Consider the following 18023-nt stretch of genomic DNA (forward strand, 5'->3'; position numbering starts at 1 on the left):
GTCAGGGGGCATTGGGATCTGGGGGGATCTGTTGCTGACGTCTGTCTTCATCGCTGCCGTTTCGCTTGCGCTGTTCTGGATGGCCGCGTTCACCTTGTGGTGGCAGATGCACGCGTGGCGTACGCCCGAAGTGCTCGCGTCCACCCGCTTTCGCAGACCGGACGGCGAGCGGCACGTGTCGTTCTCGCTGCTGCTGCCCGCGCGGCACGAACAGGCCGTGCTCGACCACACCATCCAGCGGCTGCTGGAGTCCACGCACACCGACTTCGAGATCATCGTCATCGTGGGGCACGACGACCCCGGGACCACGGCGGTGGCCGAACTGGCCGCCGCCCGCGACCCGCGCGTCCGCGTCGTCGTCGACACCCACGAGAGGAAGAACAAGCCGAAGGCCATGAACACGGCGCTGCCGCACTGCCGCGGGGCCGTCGTCGGGGTCTTCGACGCCGAGGACCAGGTCCACCCGGAACTCCTCGCCCACGTCGACCACGCGTTCCGGACCACCGGCGCGGACGTCGTCCAGGGCGGCGTCCAGCTGATCAACTTCCACTCCAGCTGGTACAGCCTGCGCAACTGCCTGGAGTACTTCTTCTGGTTCCGGTCCCGGCTGCACCTGCACGCCCAGAAGGGGTTCATCCCGCTCGGCGGGAACACCGTCTTCGTCCGGACCGACGTGCTGCGCGAGGCCGGCGGCTGGGACCCGAACTGCCTGGCCGAGGACTGCGACCTGGGCGTCCGGCTGTCCAGCGTCGGCAAGAAGGTGGTCGTCGCCTACGACTCCGACATGGTCACCCGGGAAGAGACCCCCGGCTCGCTGATGTCGCTGTTCAAGCAGCGCACCCGCTGGAACCAGGGCTTCCTCCAGGTCTACCGCAAGAAGGACTGGCGCCAGCTGCCCGGCTTCGGACAGCGGCTGCTCGCCCGGTACACGCTGATGACGCCGTTCCTGCAAGCCTTCTCCGGCCTGGTCATCCCGGTCAACGCGGCCGTCGCCATCTTCCTCGACGTGCCCGTCGGGATCGCCTTCCTCACCTTCCTGCCGCTGGTCACGGCCGCCGTCACCTTCGTCTTCGAAGTGGTCGGACTGCACGACTTCGGCCGGCAGTACGGGCTGCGCGTCCGCCTCGTCCACTACGTGAAGCTCATCGTGGGCGGCCCCTTCTACCAGGTGCTCCTCGCGGGGGCCGCCGTCCGCGCCGTCTGGCGTGAGCAACGCGGCCGCAACGACTGGGAGTTGACCACCCACGTCGGCGCGCACCTCACCGCGGCCGAGCCGATCCGAGAGGACGTTCCCGCGTGACCTCCACCCTTCCCGCGGTGACCCCTCAGGCGGTCCCCGCGCCGCCCCGCCATGCCCTGACGGATCCTTCGCCCGGCCGGGCCCGGCCACCGGCCCGGCTCCGCTCCTCCCGATCCGACCTGCTGCTGTGCGGGCTGCTGCTGGCGGCGATCCTCGTCGTCCAGGGCTGGAACATCTCCGCCTACCCGACCCTCAGCGACGACGAGGGCACCTACCTCGCCCAGGCATGGGCCGTGCAGCAGGGCAAGGGCCTGGCCCACTACACCTACTGGTACGACCACCCGCCGCTCGGCTGGGTCCAGATAGCCCTGCTCACCTGGATCCCCTCCGCGCTCGACCCCGGCGCGATGACCGTCGGCACCATGCGCCTGGCGATGCTCCTGGTCAGCGGCGTCAGCGCGGTCCTCGTGTACGTCCTCGGCCGGCGCCTCGCGCTGCCCCGCTGGGCCGCCGGACTCGGCATGGCCCTGATCGGCCTGTCACCGCTGGCCGTCGTCCTCCAGCGGGAGATCTTCCTCGACAACATCGCGGTGATGTGGCTGCTGCTGGCCTTCTGCCTCGCCGCCTCGCCCAGCAGGCACCTGTGGCACCACTTCGGCGCGGGCCTCGCCGCCGCCGCGGGCGTGCTCACCAAGGAGACGATGCTCATCGTCCTGCCCGCCCTGCTGGTCACCATGTGGCGCCACAGCCACCGCGACACCCGGAAGTTCGCGCTCACCGGCGCGGTCACCGCCTGCGCCCTGGCCGGCTTCTCCTACCCGCTGTTCGCCCTGCTCAAGGGGGAGTTGCTGCCGGGCAGCGGACACGTCTCGCTGTGGGACGGCATCACCTACCAGCTGTCCCGGCCCGGTTCGGGGTTCCTCCTGGACCCCTCCTCCGGCTCGTACGCGGTCTTCCACTCCTGGCTGTACTACGACCGGGTGCTGCCCCTCGGCGGTCTCGCGGGGGCGCTGCTGCTGCTCGCCACCTGGCGCTGGTCGGTCACCGCCCGCGCGCTCGCCGGACCGGCCCTGACCGTGGCGATCCTGGCGGCGATGGCCCTGCGCCCGAACGGCTATCTGCCCGCCATGTACATCATCGGCGCGCTGCCCTTCCTCGCCCTCGTCCTCGCCGGCGGCGCCGCCTCCGTCACCCACGCGGTGCTGCGCAGACGGCGGGCCGAGCACGAGAAGCGGTACGTGACCGGCGGCCGGTACGCGCTCGCCGCCGTCCTCGCCGTCGCCGCCGGCGCCTATGTCGTACCGCGGTGGTACGACGGCGACCGCACCGCCGTCACCGCCGATGCCAACGCCCCCTACCGGCAGGCGTCGGCGTGGCTGGGCACCGAGGTCGACGACCCGGCGGACACCCGCGTCCTCGTCGACGACGCCCTCTGGCTCGACCTGGTGCACGCCGGGTACGAGCCCGGGCTCGGCGCCATCTGGTTCTACAAGGCCGACCTCGACCCGGCCGTGACGAAGACCATGCCGCACGGCTGGCGGGACGTCGACTACGTCGTCGCCTCGCCGACGGTCCGGCGTGACGCACGCGACCTGCCCACCGTACGGGCGGCCATCCAGCACTCCACGCCGGTCGCCACCTTCGGGACCGGAGCCGACCGCATCGAGATCCGGCAGATCCCGCCGTCCCAGCAGTCCCGGCAGCCCTGGCAGTCCCCTCAGTCCCAGCAGTCCCGGCAGTCGGCCGTGGGAGGCGAGCGATGAGCAGCCACGAGTACACCGCGCCCCGCGGCCTCAGCGACCTGCCGGCCGGGATACCCGAGCCGGGCGCCGTCACCATCGTCGTACCGACGTTCAACGAGTCCGCCAACATCCGCCCGCTGCTGCGGCAGATCACCGACGCGGTGCCCGCCCGGCTGCCCTGCGAGGTCGTCTTCGTCGACGACTCCACCGACGACACCCCCGACGCCATCCGCCGGGCCGCGCAGGACTGCCCGTTCGCGGTGTCCGTGCTGCACCGCGAGGAGCCGGTGGGCGGGCTCGGCGGGGCGGTCGTCGAGGGGCTGCGGACGGCCGCCTCCGACTGGATCGTCGTCATGGACGGTGACTGCCAGCACCCGGCGTCGCTGGTGCCGGAACTGGTCGCCACCGGCGAGCGGACCGGCGCCGATCTCGTCGTCGCCTCCCGCTACCTCAAGGGCGGCAGCCGGGCCGGACTCGCGGGCGGCTACCGGGTGGCCGTCTCCCGCGCCGCGACCTGGCTGGCCAAGTCCCTCTTCCCGCGCCGGCTGCACGGCATCAGCGACCCGATGAGCGGCTTCTTCGCGATCCGGCGCAGCGCGGTCACCGCGGACGCGCTGCGGCCCCTCGGCTACAAGATCCTGCTCGAACTGGCCGTGCGCACCAGGCCCCGCCGGGTCGCCGAGGTGCCGTTCGTCTTCCAGGACCGGTTCGCGGGCGAGTCCAAGTCGAGTCCGCGGGAAGGCTTCCGCTTCCTGCGGCACCTGGTCGGCCTGCGCACCTCCTCGCCCGTCGCGCGCATGATCGCCTTCGGTCTGATCGGCGCCACCGGGTTCGTGCCGAACCTGGCCGGCCTCGCGGCGCTGACCGGGCTCGGCGTGCACTACGTCCCCGCCGAGATCCTCGCCAACCAGGTGGGCGTCGCCTGGAACTTCCTGCTCATCGAGCACCTGCTGTTCCGCGACCGGCGCCGGCACCGCCGCTGGTGGGACCGCCTCGGCCGGTTCGCGGTGCTCGCCAACGCCGACCTCGTGCTGCGCATCCCGCTGATCGCGCTGTTCGTCGACCGGTTCGGGATGGGTGCGCTGCCCGCCACCGCGCTCGCCCTGGCGACGACGTTCGTCCTGCGCTTCCTCGGCACGGAAGCGCTGGTCTACCTGCCACGCCGACGCGTGCCGAAGGGCGCCGGGCGGCCCGGCCGTACGTCCGCCGCAAGGAGAGCCCTGTGAAACTCCACCGCAGAAGAACCGCGCTGCTCGGGGTGGGGGCCCTGACCGCCGGTCTGCTCCTGACCGCTCCGCAGCCCGCCGCGGCCGCCAACCTGGTGAAGAACCCCGGCTTCGAGACCGCGGCCTCCGGGGCGGGCGACGACCTGCCGTACTGCTGGGAGAAGTCCGGCTGGGGTGACAACGACTTCACCTTCGAGACGACGGCCGACGCGCACAGCGGCGCCGAGGCCATGAAGGTCACGCTGTCCCGCCGGGTCGACGGCGACCGCAAGGCGCTGATCACCGAGTCCACCGAGTGCGCGCCGGTGGTGTCCGCGGGCAGACAGTACGACCTGTCGCTCTGGTACAAGTCGACGACGCCCGACACCTCCCTCACCCTGTTCCGGCACGATGCGAAGACCGGCTGGCAGTACTGGGCCGACCTCAAGACCCTTGACCTGACGGCGAGTTGGACCCAGGCCACGGTCCGCACGCCCGAGGTGCCGGCCGGCACCGACCGGATCACCTGGGGCGTGTCGGTGTACGGCACCGGTTCGGCGACCACCGACGACTACGCCATGGAACAGGTCCAGGACACGCTGCCGCCCGCCGGGTGCACCGGCACGCAGGCGCAGTGCGCGGACGGGAGCTGGGAGGTCCTGCCGACGCAGAACCCGGTCCGCTCCATGCACTCCGTCGTCCTCAACAACGGCAAGGTGCTGCTGATCGCGGGATCCGGCAACAGCGAGGAGAACTTCGCCGCGGGCACCTTCACCTCGGCGGTGTACGACCCGGTGAAGGGCACCTACAAGGTCATCCCCACCCCGAAGGACATGTTCTGCGCGGGGCACGTCCAGCTCCAGGACGGCCGGGTGCTGGTGATGAGCGGCAACCTGGCCTATCCGGCGGCGGACGGCTCGCACGGCTACGAGGGCTACAAGGACTCGTACGTCTTCGACCCGGCGACCGAGACCTACAGCAGGACCAACGACCTCAACGACGGCCACTGGTATCCGTCCGCGACCGAGCTGGGCAACGGCGACGTCATCTCCTTCGGCGGGCTGCGCGAGGACTCCACCGGCTCGGTGACCACCGAGTACTGGTCCCAGGCCGAGCAGCAGTGGCTGCCGCTGTGGAAGGTCAACCAGACCTGGTCGTACTGGGGTCTGTACCCCTCGATGGTCCTGATGCAGGACGGCCGCCTCTTCTACACGGGCAGCCATGTCTTCGGCAACAACATCCCGGGCACCGGCGCGGCGATCTACGACTACGCGGCCAACACCGTCACCCAGGTCCCCGGCCTGCAGAACAAGGACGAGCGGGACCAGTCGGCGAGCGTGCTGCTGCCCCCGGCGCAGGACCAGCGGGTGCTGACCATCGGCGGCGGCAACATCGACGCCAACCCGGACGCGAACCGGCTGACCGACGTGATCGACCTGAAGGAGGCGAATCCGTCGTACGTCGCCGGGCCGCCGCTGCCGCAGGGCACGGTCGACCTGGGCGACGGGCCCCGGCCGCAGACCGGCGGCCAGGGCAAGATGTACGTCTCCGCCGTGCTGCTGCCCGACGGTTCGGTGCTGGAGACCGGCGGCGCGCTGCACAACCGCGCCGACCCGGTCCACGAGTCCTCGGTCTACGACCCGCAGCAGGGCACCTTCGACCCGGTGGCGGCCGACCCCGAGGCCCGCGGCTACCACTCCTCGTCGTTCCTGCTCCCGGACGGCCGGGTGATGTCGACCGGCGACAACCCGGGCAACGGCTCCTGGAACCACAACGTGTCGATCTACACCCCGCCCTACCTCTACCAGGGCACCCGTCCGACGATCACCTCCGTCATCGACACCGAGTGGACCTACGGCGACACCCAGCGGATCACCGTCGACCGGCCGATCGCCAAGGCCGAGCTGATCCGCCCGGCCGCCGTCACCCACTCCTCCGACCCCAACCAGCGCTTCGTCGACCTGCCGTTGTCCGTCGACGGCGGCAACGTCGACCTGAACGTGACGAGCAACCCGAACCTGGCACCGCCCGGCTGGTACATGCTGTTCGCGGTGGACGCGAACGGGGTGCCGTCCGTGGCGAAGTGGGTGCACCTCCAGGGCCCGGCGGCACTCAGCGCCTCCGACGCCTCGGCGCACGTGCACTCCTTCGCCGACGCGCCTGCGGGCAAGGTCTCCGGGCCCGGCAAGAAGCGCGCCGGCCGGCCGGTGAGCACCACCGTGTCCGGCTGCGACCGGCACTACGGCTCGGCCAACGTGTGCGTGCCGACCGTCTTCCCGCCCCAGGTGAAGAAGACGACCGCCGCCCGCTGCGGCTGGCTGGCGCGGAACCACTACGGCCGGCTGGAGGTCAACGGCGCGGACGATCCGCTGCGCCTGGACCCCGACCGGGACGGCCGCGCCTGCGGCAAGGGGGATGTGAGGAGGCGTTAGGCAGGCCGGGCCGGCAACGGTCCCGGAACGGGTCGGCCGCCGTTTCGGGACTGTTGGACGGTTGCTCAAGTTCGCCGGGAACGCCCTTTGGTGCCCGGGGCGGCGACCTGCGCGGCGTTGCTCCCCTGCGTGTACGGCGCACCCTGGCTGTATTCCACCGGGCTGTAAGCGGGGTTGCTCCCCTGCGCGTACGGTGCACCCTGGCTGTACCCCACTGGGCCGTAAGCGGGGTTGCGCCACTGTGTGTAGGCCACATCCGGGTACCCCGCCGGAGGGTACGCGGAAGCCGTGATCGTCAGCCCGTCCATCCCCTGCGACAGTCCGCCCACCCCGGAATGCCCGGCATCCCATCCGCCTGCGGGATAGGAGTTTCCGTGGATGTAGGGCTCGATGGGATTGACCGGAGGAGGAAAGGAACTGGGCCCTTCGACCGCCGGGTGAAGGCTGGCATCGGGGTAGGTCTCAAACGCGGCATTCAACATTGCGTGCGTGTCCACGGTGCGCATCAATGCGTCCGTGTCCACGTCGCCGAATATCGGCTCCGGTGACCAGGGCAACTCGGCCTGCGTAGACTGGTCAGCTGCACCCTGGCCCGCATACAGCGACGAGGGCCCGGCGTCCGCCCCGGAACTCCCGGCATGGGACACATCCTGCCAATGCCCCTGCCCCACCGCATTGCCGTGGCCGTGGCCAGTGAACGATCTCCCCTGCTGATCGACCAGCCTCCACAGTCCCTCCCCGTCTCTCTCCATTTTCAGACTGTGCCGCGCCAGCGCATCAACCAGCACCTTCTCGGGGGCATGGATACGCCCCCTGTACGACAGGTCATACAGGAACTTGCCGGTGGGTACAGCGACGGACACCCCGTTCCGCACCACACGATCCTTTTCCCTCTGATGCCGGGGCAGGTCGCCTTTCCCTCGGGTGTTCAGTCCGGCCGCGTAGTCGGCATCCGTCCAGTTCAACTTCTCACCGGTGGGCTCCAGCCGCCATTTCCCCTTGTCATCCCGGTACAAGGGCTCGTGGTGTCGTGTCAGCGCATCAACCAATACCTGCTCGAGGGCAGCGATGCGCCCCCTTTTCCGCATGTCAGCCAGGAATTGGCCGGTGGGGACATCGATGGACACCCCGTTCCGCATCACAGGATCCTTGTCCTTTTTTGTGGGCAGATCACCTTCTTCTCGGGTGTTCAGTCCGGCCGCGTAGTCGGCATCAGTCCAGTGCACCTTCGCACAGGTGCACTCCAGCCACCACCTCCCGTTTTCGTCCTGGAAGAAGGACTGGCCATGTCGCGTCAGTGCATCAACCAGTACCTGCTCGGGGGCAGAGAGACGCCCATGCGATCGGAGGTTGTGCAGGAACCTGCCGGTTTTTTCCGTATGTTTGGGCAGGTGGCCTCTTTTCCGGGCGTTCAGTACGGCTGCATGAGCAGCATCCTTGCTTTCCCGCATGGAGGACCTCTCCTGGAACTGGTGAACAGGTATGTCAGAAACGTTTCTCAGCGACCTCTGGTTCACTCCGCACGTCCCGCGTCACGTCATGCGGATCTGTCTTCGTGTTCACCCCATTCCCTTACTGCGGAGTTCTGGGCCGTGCTTGCTGCCCGGTACTTTTTGCCGCATACCACCTGTCGACTGTGCGGGTGCCCCGGCCGCCGCGTGCACGCTCTGGATGTATCAAACTCGCCTACCGCCCTCTCAGGGCTTTTCGGTCGGCAGGCCGTGCTCCAGGACGTCGAGGGCGCGGTCGATGAGGCCGATCAGCTCCTCCTCGTGGCGGTTCTCGGCCCAGTACAGGGAGACCTCCAGGAGCCCGCCGACCAGGGACATCGCCTGGACCCGCACCTCCAGTGAGCCGGGGTCCCGGCCGGTCCGCTCGCCGATGGCCTGGCAGAGCAGGCGGCCGGTGACCGACATGCTCTCCATGGTCCGCGAGCGCACCGCGGGCACCTCGACGATCAGCCGTGACCGCAGCCGCGCCACCTCGGAATCGTCCTCGCCGCCCTGCCGCGCGGCCCGGCGCATCACCTGCCGCAGGGACTGCTGCCAGGGCTCGTCGGCGGGCCGGGCGCGCAGCCCCTCCAGGATGAGCGGGTCCCACTCGTCGATGAGGACGATGTCCTCCTTGGTGGGGAAGTAGCGGAAGACCGTGGACGGCGACACCTCCGCGCGCTCCGCGATCTGCTCGATCGTGGTGGCGTCGTAGCCCTGCTCCTCGACCAGCCGGTAGGTCGCGGTCCTGATCGCCTCACGCGTCTTGATCTTCTTCCGTTCCCGCAGGCTGAGCCGGGGACGGTCGGCGGGGGAGCAGGCGGCACCGTCCGGGTCGGGCGGCGGGGAGAGCTTGGGGGAGCGTGCGGCCGTCATGGTGGTCATTGTCGGACATCCGCCGGGGTGTGGCCATGGCCTGCGAAAAAGCGGCCACGGCTCGCAAGCCGTGGCCGCCGGGACCGGAGGGCGGGGGTCAGTGTCGGGCGGCGGATATCACGTGTGCTGGTACGCCACCAGCGAGATGCCGACGTAGTGGACGGCGAACGCGGCCAGCGTGAAGGAGTGGAACACCTCGTGGAAGCCGAACCAGCGCGGTGAGGGGTTCGGCCGCTTGATGCCGTAGACCACGCCGCCCGCGCTGTACAGCAGCCCGCCGGCGATCACCAGCACCAGGACCGCGATGCCCCCGGTGCGCAGGAAGTCCGGCAGGAAGAAGACGGCGGCCCAGCCCATGGCGATGTAGCAGGGCGTGTAGAGCCAGCGCGGGGCGCCGACCCAGAAGACCCGGAAGACGATGCCCGCCGCCGCGGCGGCCCAGATGGCCCACAGCAGCCAGCGCCCCTTGCTGCTCGGCAGGAGCAGCAGGGTCAGCGGGGTGTACGTGCCCGCGATGATCAGGAAGATGTTGGCGTGGTCCAGGCGGCGCAGGAGGCCGCCCACCCGCGGACTCCAGTTGCCCCGGTGGTAGAGGGCGCTCACGCCGAACAGCAGGCAAGCGGTCAGGACGTAGATCCCGCAGGCGATCCGGCCCCGCGGGGAGTCGGCGAGCGCGGTCAGGACGAGGCCCGCGACGAGGACGGCGGGGAACATGCCGAGATGCAGCCAGCCGCGGAGCTTGGGCTTGACCGGGTGCGGCAGGGAGAGCGCGGCGGAGCGTCGGCCGGTGGCCGACGGGTCCATGGGCGCGTCGGGGACGGACGCTGTCATGACCGGCATCGTACCTACGGAACCGTAAGTTGCGGATCAACGAACTCTCTTGTCCACGCGACAGTGGCCATCCTCTCACGGGATCAAGGGTCCGGGGACGCAAAGAGACAGCCAGGCGAACGCTACGTGCCTGTAAAGAAACGCGCCGGGATCCGCTGATCGTGGCGTTCCTCACGCTGCTCACCTGTGCGGCCCTATGGACAGATGCGCAGGAGCGGCGGATGATCAAATGAGTGCGGTCGGCACCGGATGAGCGGCTACGAGGCGTCCGGGCCGCAGCCCCCATGGGGCCCTAACAAAAAAACCCCTCATTTAGGAGCAATCGTGGCGCGCGACATCGCTGCTCCCCCCGTCGTCCCCACCGAACATCAGGAACTGATCTCGTGGGTGAACGAGATCGCCGAACTGACCCAGCCGGACAGGGTGGTCTGGTGTGACGGATCCGAGGCCGAGTACGAGCGCCTGTGCGGGGAGCTCGTCGGCAAGGGCACGTTCAGGAAACTCGATCCGATCAAGCGCCCCCACTCCTACTACGCGGCCTCCGACCCCACCGACGTCGCGCGGGTCGAGGACCGGACGTTCATCTGCTCCGAGAAGGAGGAGGACGCCGGTCCCACCAACCACTGGATGGCGCCCGCCGAGATGCGGGACGTCTTCACCGGTGAGAAGGGCCTGTTCCGCGGCTCGATGCGGGGCCGCACCATGTACGTGGTGCCCTTCTGCATGGGACCGCTCGGCTCGAAGCTGTCCGCGCTCGGCGTGGAGATCACCGACTCCGGGTACGTGGCCGCCTCGATGCGCACGATGACGCGCATGGGCCAGGCCGTCCTGGACGAACTGGGCTCCGACGGATTCTTCGTCAAGGCCGTGCACTCCGTGGGCGCCCCGCTGGAGCAGGGCCAGGAGGACGTCCCCTGGCCCTGCAACGAGACCAAGTACATCTCGCACTTCCCCGAGGCCCGCGAGATCTGGTCCTACGGCTCCGGCTACGGCGGCAACGCGCTGCTCGGCAAGAAGTGCTACGCGCTGCGTATCGCCTCGGTCATGGCCCGTGACGAGGGCTGGCTGGCCGAGCACATGCTGATCCTGAAGCTGACCCCGCCCACCGGCGAGGCGAAGTACGTCGCCGCGGCCTTCCCGAGCGCCTGCGGCAAGACGAACCTCGCCATGCTGGAGCCCACCGTCTCCGGCTGGACGGTGGAGACCATCGGCGACGACATCGCGTGGATGCGGTTCGGCGAGGACGGGCGGCTGTACGCGATCAACCCCGAGGCCGGTTTCTTCGGGGTGGCGCCGGGCACCGGCGAGCACACCAACGCCAACGCGATGAAGACGCTGTGGGGCAACGCGGTCTTCACCAACGTCGCGCTCACCGACGACGGCGACATCTGGTGGGAGGGCATGACGGAGGAGGCCCCGGCCCATCTGACCGACTGGAAGGGCAACGACTGGACTCCCGAGTCCGACACCCCGGCGGCCCACCCCAACGCCCGCTTCACCGTCCCCGCCGCGCAGTGCCCGATCATCGCCCCGGAGTGGGAGAACCCGAAGGGCGTGCCGATCTCGGCGATCCTGTTCGGCGGACGCCGGGCCACCGCGGTGCCGCTGGTCACGGAGTCCCTCGGCTGGAACCACGGCGTGTTCCTCGGCGCCAACGTGGCGTCCGAGAAGACGGCCGCCGCGGAGGGCAAGGTCGGCGAGCTGCGCCGCGACCCCTTCGCCATGCTGCCCTTCTGCGGCTACAACATGGGCGACTACATGGCCCACTGGATCGACGTGGCCAAGGACAAGGACCAGTCGAAGCTGCCGAAGATCTACTACGTCAACTGGTTCCGCAAGGACAGCGACGGCCGGTTCGTCTGGCCGGGCTTCGGCGAGAACAGCCGCGTCCTGAAATGGATCGTGGAGCGCCTGAACGGCACGGCGGAGGGCGTCGAGACCCCTATCGGCATCCTGCCGGCGAAGGCCGCCCTGGACACCGACGGCCTCGAACTGACCGACGCCCAACTGGACTTCCTGCTCACGGTCGACCCGGAGGTCTGGCGCGAGGAGGCCGCGCTGATCCCCGAGCACCTCAACACCTTCGGTGACCACACCCCGAAGGAACTCTGGAACGAGTACCGGGCGCTGGTGCAGCGCCTGGGCTGAACCAGCGCGGTTCCGGTTCTCACCCCGACTCCGCGGCCGGCCGGCGAGCCCTGGACAGCGAACGTCCCGGCCGGCCGCGGTACACGGACCGGCGAGGTCCCGTACAACGGCGTACGGGGCTGCGGCCCGCCGCCGCCCTTCCGCCCGCCCCGGCGGAAGGACGGCGGCAGGCCTTCGCCACCGTCCACTGCCCGGTGACCGGCCGCCCGGCCGCCCGGTCCGGGGTATGCCATGGTGCGACCCTGACCCTGCGGTCGCCGTGGGGGTGCGTCAGCCGGAGGTCCGCGCCAGCACCAGGACGAGGACGGGTGCGAGCACCGGGGCGGACACGGCGGCCACACACACCAGCAGCCCGGCGGCTGCTTTTACGGTGCCTGACGTCACGGGGTCTGCCGGGATGCGGTCTCGTAGTGCCCGCAGAGCGCGCGCAGCACGCGCGCCAGGCGGCGGGCGTGGCCCACGTCCCCGCCGTAGCGGTGGCTGGGCCCGGCGTCGAGCCTGCGGTACGCCTCACCGATGCAGGCGAGCGCGCAGTACCGGGGGACGCTGTCGTCCGGCAGCCGTCCGGCCTGGTTCCGCACCGCGGGGATCAGCAGTTCCAGGTGCCCGCGCAGGGCAGCGGTGAGGACGTCCAGGTCCTCCGGGACCGGGGGCGGTCCTTCGGTCCCGTTGCCGTCCGCCCCGAGCAGCAGGGCCGCGGTCGCGCGCATGGCGGCGATGTCGGGCGGGCACGCGGCACCGCTGCCTGCGGCGGTGGCGCGCACCGGGCCCATGTTCACCGGGTCGGCGTCCACCGGGTCGGCGTCCACCGGGTTCGCGTCCACCGCCCGGGTCTGCCGGCATCCCGGACAGCGGCAGGGCGGAAAGTCCGAACGGAACGGCGGGGGTTCGCTGCCGGGCAGGACGTTCACGGTGCCGCGATCCCGGACGACCGTGCCGTGGTGGTTCACGGTGTAGACCCGGATCGTCATCCCGCCGGTCTGTGTATCGGCCGGGGGCCGGGCGATATCGTTCGTCAACGTTGACGCTCCCTCTTGGGGTTGGGCGTTGGCCACGCCCCCGGGCCGTGGACGCGGTCGCGGGGGTCTGCTTTGTCGCAGCATCGTGGTGTCGGTGCTTTCCCACGGTTTCAAGAAGGACCGTTGTCGTCACGGGCGGCCGTGACCAACTTTTCTGGACATCTCGCAGAGCTGTGACCAGCAGCAATCCACAACTTTGGACAGTCGGCTGGCCGATGACGTGCATCATTTCCGGTTGGTGGTCACTCCATCACTCCATGGGGCTACTGCCCCCGCTACCGTGAGTCGACGAACGCGTGCAGGGAGTTTCGATGAACGCCCCCATCAAGCCCGGTTCCAAAGCCGACCGGGATGCCCTCAGGCAAGAGATGACAGCCGCGGGCTGCGCTACCGCGGACATCGCGATCGAGATGCGCACTCGTTACCGGATGCGTCCGCGCGAAGCCTGGCGCCACGCCCACGGCTGGACTCTTCAGGAGACAGCGGACCGCATCAGCCAGGCCGGCGACCGCGGGCCCGGCGAGAGCGTTGCCGCGGACGCCTCGCTGGTGGGCAAGTGGGAGAAATGGCCGGCGCCTTCTTCCCGACGGCCGAGCCTGCCAGTCCTATTCGCCGCGGCGAAGGCATTCGGATGCCGCGTCGTGGACCTACTGGATCTCGCGGACCGCCGGTCCCTGCCCGAAACCGACCTACGTGTGATCAGCAGCCAGCCCGGAGGCGCCGAGGAGAGCCAGGCCCTGGCCGCACCGAAACCACAGCCGCCCGCACCCGAACCAGCTGGCTCCGCTCTCGTCCACCTTTCCGCCGACGAGTCCGCAACATGGGCGCAATGGGCCGAAGGTTCCAACGTCGGTGACATCGCCATCGAGCAACTGATGGCCGGGACGCGGGCCTTGGCGGCCGACTACCTCGTGTCCGATCCAGTCACCCTCTTCGTGCGGACCCGCACGCTACGCGACCGAGTCTTCTCCCTGTTGGAGGGACACCAATACCCACGCCAGACAGCCGACCTGTACGTTGCCGCCGGGTACCTGTGCGGACTGCTGGCGTGGATGTCTTCGGACCTCGGGCACCTGCGGGACGCAGACACACAGGGCCGCACTGCATGGCTGTGTGCAGAACTGTCCGGACACAACGACCTGCGCGCCTGGGCGCTGTCGACGCGTTCGAAGGTGGCATTCTGGGACGGTCGCCTGCGGGATGCGATCAACTACGCCCGACGTGGCTCGACGTACCGCTCGACGGGATCGGCCCATGTCCTGCTGGCCTGTCAGGAGGCGGACGCCTGGTCGAAACTGGGTGCCGCCAGCGAGGCCATGGCCGCGGTGACGCGTGCTGCTGATGCCCGTCACACGCTGGCCGGGGAAGACGATGTCGGCGGCATCTTTTCTTGCCCGCCTGCTCGCCAGGGGAACTATGCCGCAGCGGTGCAACTGCGCGTGGGGCAGGCTGCCGAAGCCTTGCGCTCCGCCGACAATGCCCTGGCTCTGCTGATCGTTCAGCCGGTACGGGCATACGGCACCGAAGCGCAGATTCACATCAGCCAGGCCGCTGCTCACCTGGCCACTGGTGAAGCCGAAGGCGCCCTTGAAGCCCTGACCCCTGTGCTCTCTCTACCGCCGGATCACCGCTTGGCCCCTGTCACTCAACGGCTCAACGAACTGTCCGCCGTTATGGGTCGGCCGAACACCGCTGGTACCGCGGCGATCGGGTTGCGTGCGGCGATCGACGAGTTCTGCGTGGACTCAGCGGCGCGCCATCTGGCCCTCTCGCCACGGGAAGGCTCTGCCTGATTTGATCCCCAACATGACCACTCATCCTGCGAACATGCGTGATCACTGGTGGTGGCGGCCTGGCTGGAGCGTCGGTCGCCGTTTCTACACCTGGCATCTGACATTCGAAGGCCAAGACGACGTTCAGCAGCTCGCCTCCGAGTACCGGAATGCTCTCGCCCCCCTCGGAGACGTCCTCACATTGATCCCGGACCGGTGGCTCCACCTGACGATGCAGGGCATCGGCTTTGTGGGTGAGGTCAAGGAGCAGGACGTACGGGCAATCGTCGATGCGGCTCGTCCCCGGCTGGGCGCTGTCCCAGCCTTCGATGCTCGCATCGGACCGGTGGTCGTCGATCCGGAAGCGGTTCTGCTGCCTGTACACCCGGACGACGCTGTGTGCGCGGTCCGTGACGCGGTCCGCGGGGCAATCGGGGAAGTGCGCGGTGACATCCCGGAGGAGGCTGGCGGGTTCAGGCCTCATGTCTCGGTGGCGTACAGCGCTGACTACGGACCAGCTCAACCGATCATCCAGGCTCTGGACGGCGTGGGCGTGGTACTGGCGCAGGCGCGTGTCTCCAAGGCGGATCTCATCGTCATCCACCGGGACAACCACATGTATGAGTGGGAGCCGTTTGCAACGGTCCATCTCGGCTGACTTCTTGGGTTGGGCGTTGGCCGTGCCCCCGGGCCGTGAACGCGGTCGCGGGGGGTCCTTGCGGCAAGACCCTTTCGCCGAAGGCCCCTTGCTACCATCCCAAGCCCCTATGGCGTCGTCCTATATTGGAGTTATGGGGGATTCCCGTATCGATCTCTGGTCCCATCCGGCGCTCGCCGCGGCTGTCGCGAGCGAAGAGTGGGGCGACGTCTTCCGCACCTACCGGCAGCTCACCGGTCTGAGTCAGACGAAGCTCGGTGAGCGCGTCGGTCTGGTCCAGCCGGACGTGTCCGACATCGAGCGCGGTCGACGCCGCGTGACCTCCGTAGAGGTGCGCCAGCGCATCGTGTCCGGACTCGGGATTCCCCAGCACGGGAAGGAGCACTCGAACCCGGCTCCGGTATCGGCTCTGGCGTCAGCCGGACCCGGGCCCGACGCGGACCTGTTGACCCGCGTGACGAGCGTGGTCGACAACACCCACCGGGTGGACGCTCCGACCCTGGACTGGCTTGACCGCCTGCTCGCCGAGCACCGCCGGGCCGAGGACCAGATCGGCGCACGGCCGCTCGTCGGCGTGATGCGCCAGCAACTCCGGACAGTGGTGGACCTCTACGCGGGCGCTCGTGGGCCCCTGGCCGGCCGCGTAGTGCGGCTTGCTTCCGAACACGCCCAGTTTCTCGCCTGGATGGCTCAGGACCAGGCGCAGACAGCCGCCGCGCTGGCCTGGTACGACCGCAGTCACGAATGGGCCCTGGAAGCCGGCGAGGCCGACATGGCTGCCACCTCGCTCAGCATGAAGGCCCACATGGCATGGTCCGGTGGGCGCGGTACCCGGTGCGTGCGGCTCGCCGAAGCGGCCCGCTGGTCCGCGCCCGGCACATCGCTGGGAGTGCAGGGCATGGCGGCGCAGATGGCCGCCCGCGGACACGCGCTCAACGGCGACGCAGACGAAACCCACCGGCACCTCGACGAGGCTCAGGACCTCATCAGCCGCGCCGCCGAACGCCCGGAGGACGAGCCGCCGTGGATGTACTTCTACGGCGAGACCTGGTTCACGTTGCAGCGCGGCATGGCCGCGCTGCACCTGCGCGACTGGCGGGCAGCCGTGCATCAGCTCACGGTCGGTCTGGACGCACTGGCCGACGATTACCGGCGTGACAGGACGTGGTATCGGGCATGCCTCGCGCATGCGCTCGCCCGGGCTGGGGAAGCGGCCCAGGCTCTGTCGGTGGCCGTGCCGAGCGTCCCGGACGCCTCCGCCGTGGGACGTCCGCACTCCTGGAACGAATTGCACTCCACGGCCGCGCTCCTCCTACGCCGTAGCGCGCCGGAGGGACGTCTGCTGGTCGCCGCCCTTCGCGAGTACGACTGACCACCGGGCCGAATGGTGTCCATCGGCTGTGGGACGAACAGGGCGTCATCGAGTACGGCGAGTGGTGCCTGCCCTACCGGGGCCGTGTCGCGGCCAGTGACCGAAGCCCGGACAGTGAGCCGCGTGACTACTGCTGTGCTCCGGTCACCCGAAGGCCGATGACAATTGGCAGGCGAGGAGATTCAAGGGCGGCATGAGACGGCCTTGCCGCAGGGCTCCTGGATTACTACCGTTTGCGGGCTGCGCGCCTGGAATCCGGGCTGACGGACCGGCGCGGACTGGCCGACCGATCACGACTTTCAGGCGGTTGTGCAGAACTGGAAGCAGCGGGCGCTGGGTTCATCCAGGCGTACTTGTTCCCACCCAGCTGGGGCCTCACGGTTGTATTCACAGTACTGGTGTCCACCTCCCGTCTCCCTCTCATGTTTTCTTCCCTCCGCTCCGCTGCCGTCTTCCCCTCAAACCGGCTACTGCTCGCCTTGGACTTTGCCTCCCTTTCGGAATTCTCCTTCTCCGCCGGCGTCATCGCCTCCCGCCAAGCTTTGTGCCCCTCAGTCAGTCTCTCCTGGCGCGCCGCCTTCTCCGCTGGTGTGAGCCCTGCTTGCCAAGCTTCGTGCCCGTCGGCCAGTTGCTCGACTTGCTTCGCCTGCTGCGATTTCGACTTCGCCGCCCACTGATCACGGGCCGCCTCAGACCTCCGATTAGGGGCCGCCTCGGGCCCTCGATCACGGGGCCGCCTCAGGTCTCCGATCACGGCGTCCGGCAGGCAGACGGTGCCGCGCCTCCTTCCCCTGCCCGGCCGAGTCTGAAGGTTCGGGCGATGGTGAATCCATAAAAACCACCTCATTCAAGGACTGGGCGGGGCGTAGGAACCCCAGACCGGTAACCGCTACTACGACTCTCCTGCCTTCGCGGTTCAAGCCAGTTCGACCCACTCCTCCGTTCCTCAAGCAAGCGACACTTGTGAAGTTTCCCCGTGATCTTGGACACTGTTCTTCTACGCTGTGAGTGTTTGGTCGTTACGAATCCGCTGGCGTGTCTCGTGGGGTGTGAGGTACCCGAAGACGGCGTGCTTGCGTAGGCGGCGTCGGTTGTAGAAGGTCTCGATGAACGAGAAGACCTCGGCGCGGGCGGTTGCCCGGTCGGTCCAGATCCGGGTGCCTATCTCCTCTTTGAGTACGGCCCAGAAGCTCTCCGCTGCCGCGTTGTCGAAGCAGGACCCGGTCCTGCCGGTGCTC

13 protein-coding genes are annotated in these 18023 nt (G+C 69.1%); 8 read left to right on the top strand and 5 right to left on the bottom strand.

All coding sequences use genetic code 11. The features are described 5' to 3' along the window. The first annotated feature begins 31 nt into the window (after positions 1–31). The 4 genes from ACFYPJ_RS09410 to ACFYPJ_RS09425 are packed head-to-tail and all read left to right on the top strand — an operon-like array spanning position 32 to position 6619. The gene (locus tag ACFYPJ_RS09410; RefSeq protein ID WP_389012891.1) at positions 32–1300 is read left to right on the top strand and encodes a glycosyltransferase; all 1269 of its coding nucleotides are present in this window, start codon (positions 32–34) and stop codon (positions 1298–1300) included. Beyond that, entirely contained in the window at positions 1297–3003 is a 1707-nt protein-coding gene (locus ACFYPJ_RS09415) for an ArnT family glycosyltransferase (protein WP_389012894.1), read from the top strand. The genes ACFYPJ_RS09410 and ACFYPJ_RS09415 overlap by 4 nt, the downstream gene beginning before the upstream one ends. Continuing rightward, positions 3000–4208 (top strand): glycosyltransferase, encoded by a 1209-nt coding sequence (locus tag ACFYPJ_RS09420; RefSeq protein WP_389012896.1) that lies wholly within the window; start codon positions 3000–3002, stop codon positions 4206–4208. Before ACFYPJ_RS09415 ends, ACFYPJ_RS09420 begins: the two co-directional genes overlap by 4 nt. Further along, on the top strand, positions 4205–6619 hold the full coding sequence (locus ACFYPJ_RS09425) for a galactose oxidase-like domain-containing protein (protein ID WP_389012899.1): 2415 nt from the start codon (positions 4205–4207) through the stop codon (positions 6617–6619). The genes ACFYPJ_RS09420 and ACFYPJ_RS09425 overlap by 4 nt, the downstream gene beginning before the upstream one ends. A 65-nt stretch (positions 6620–6684) precedes the next feature. On the opposite strand, the gene ACFYPJ_RS09430 is transcribed toward ACFYPJ_RS09425, so the two are convergent. The 3 genes from ACFYPJ_RS09430 to ACFYPJ_RS09440 form a co-directional block, all read right to left on the bottom strand. After that, positions 6685–8070: a hypothetical protein gene (locus tag ACFYPJ_RS09430; RefSeq protein ID WP_389012902.1), complete on the bottom strand. Its 1386-nt coding sequence runs from the start codon at positions 8068–8070 to the stop codon at positions 6685–6687. A 246-nt stretch (positions 8071–8316) separates the two neighbouring features. Further along, the gene (locus ACFYPJ_RS09435) at positions 8317–8994 is read right to left on the bottom strand and encodes a TetR/AcrR family transcriptional regulator (RefSeq protein ID WP_389012905.1); all 678 of its coding nucleotides are present in this window, start codon (positions 8992–8994) and stop codon (positions 8317–8319) included. Between the two features lie 108 nt (positions 8995–9102). Further along, positions 9103–9816, bottom strand: a complete 714-nt coding sequence (locus ACFYPJ_RS09440; protein ID WP_389012908.1) for a hemolysin III family protein — start codon at positions 9814–9816, stop codon at positions 9103–9105. Between the two features lie 324 nt (positions 9817–10140). On the opposite strand from ACFYPJ_RS09440, the gene ACFYPJ_RS09445 reads away from it, so the two are divergent. Then, on the top strand, positions 10141–11964 hold the full coding sequence (locus ACFYPJ_RS09445) for a phosphoenolpyruvate carboxykinase (GTP) (RefSeq protein ID WP_389012911.1): 1824 nt from the start codon (positions 10141–10143) through the stop codon (positions 11962–11964). Positions 11965–12344: 380 nt separating this feature from the next. Here the strand turns inward: ACFYPJ_RS09445 and ACFYPJ_RS09450 are convergent, their stop codons facing one another. After that, positions 12345–12983: a DUF6415 family natural product biosynthesis protein gene (locus ACFYPJ_RS09450; protein WP_389012914.1), complete on the bottom strand. Its 639-nt coding sequence runs from the start codon at positions 12981–12983 to the stop codon at positions 12345–12347. 311 nt (positions 12984–13294) lie between these two features. Here ACFYPJ_RS09450 and ACFYPJ_RS09455 point away from each other — a divergent pair, with 311 nt between their 5' ends. The 3 genes from ACFYPJ_RS09455 (at position 13295) to ACFYPJ_RS09465 (ending at position 16785) form a co-directional block, all read left to right on the top strand. After that, positions 13295–14776, top strand: a complete 1482-nt coding sequence (locus ACFYPJ_RS09455; RefSeq protein ID WP_389012917.1) for a helix-turn-helix domain-containing protein — start codon at positions 13295–13297, stop codon at positions 14774–14776. Positions 14777–14789: 13 nt separating this feature from the next. Next, positions 14790–15413, top strand: a complete 624-nt coding sequence (locus ACFYPJ_RS09460; protein ID WP_389012920.1) for a 2'-5' RNA ligase family protein — start codon at positions 14790–14792, stop codon at positions 15411–15413. Positions 15414–15546: 133 nt separating this feature from the next. Then, on the top strand, positions 15547–16785 hold the full coding sequence (locus ACFYPJ_RS09465) for a helix-turn-helix domain-containing protein (protein WP_389013004.1): 1239 nt from the start codon (positions 15547–15549) through the stop codon (positions 16783–16785). A gap of 997 nt (positions 16786–17782) precedes the next feature. Here the strand turns inward: ACFYPJ_RS09465 and ACFYPJ_RS09470 are convergent. Continuing rightward, the coding region (locus tag ACFYPJ_RS09470) for an integrase core domain-containing protein (RefSeq protein ID WP_389012923.1) at positions 17783–18023 on the bottom strand (241 nt) is incomplete at its 5' end.

The sequence above is a fragment of the Streptomyces sp. NPDC006012 genome (genome assembly GCF_042871185.1).
Lineage (GTDB): Bacteria > Actinomycetota > Actinomycetes > Streptomycetales > Streptomycetaceae > Streptomyces.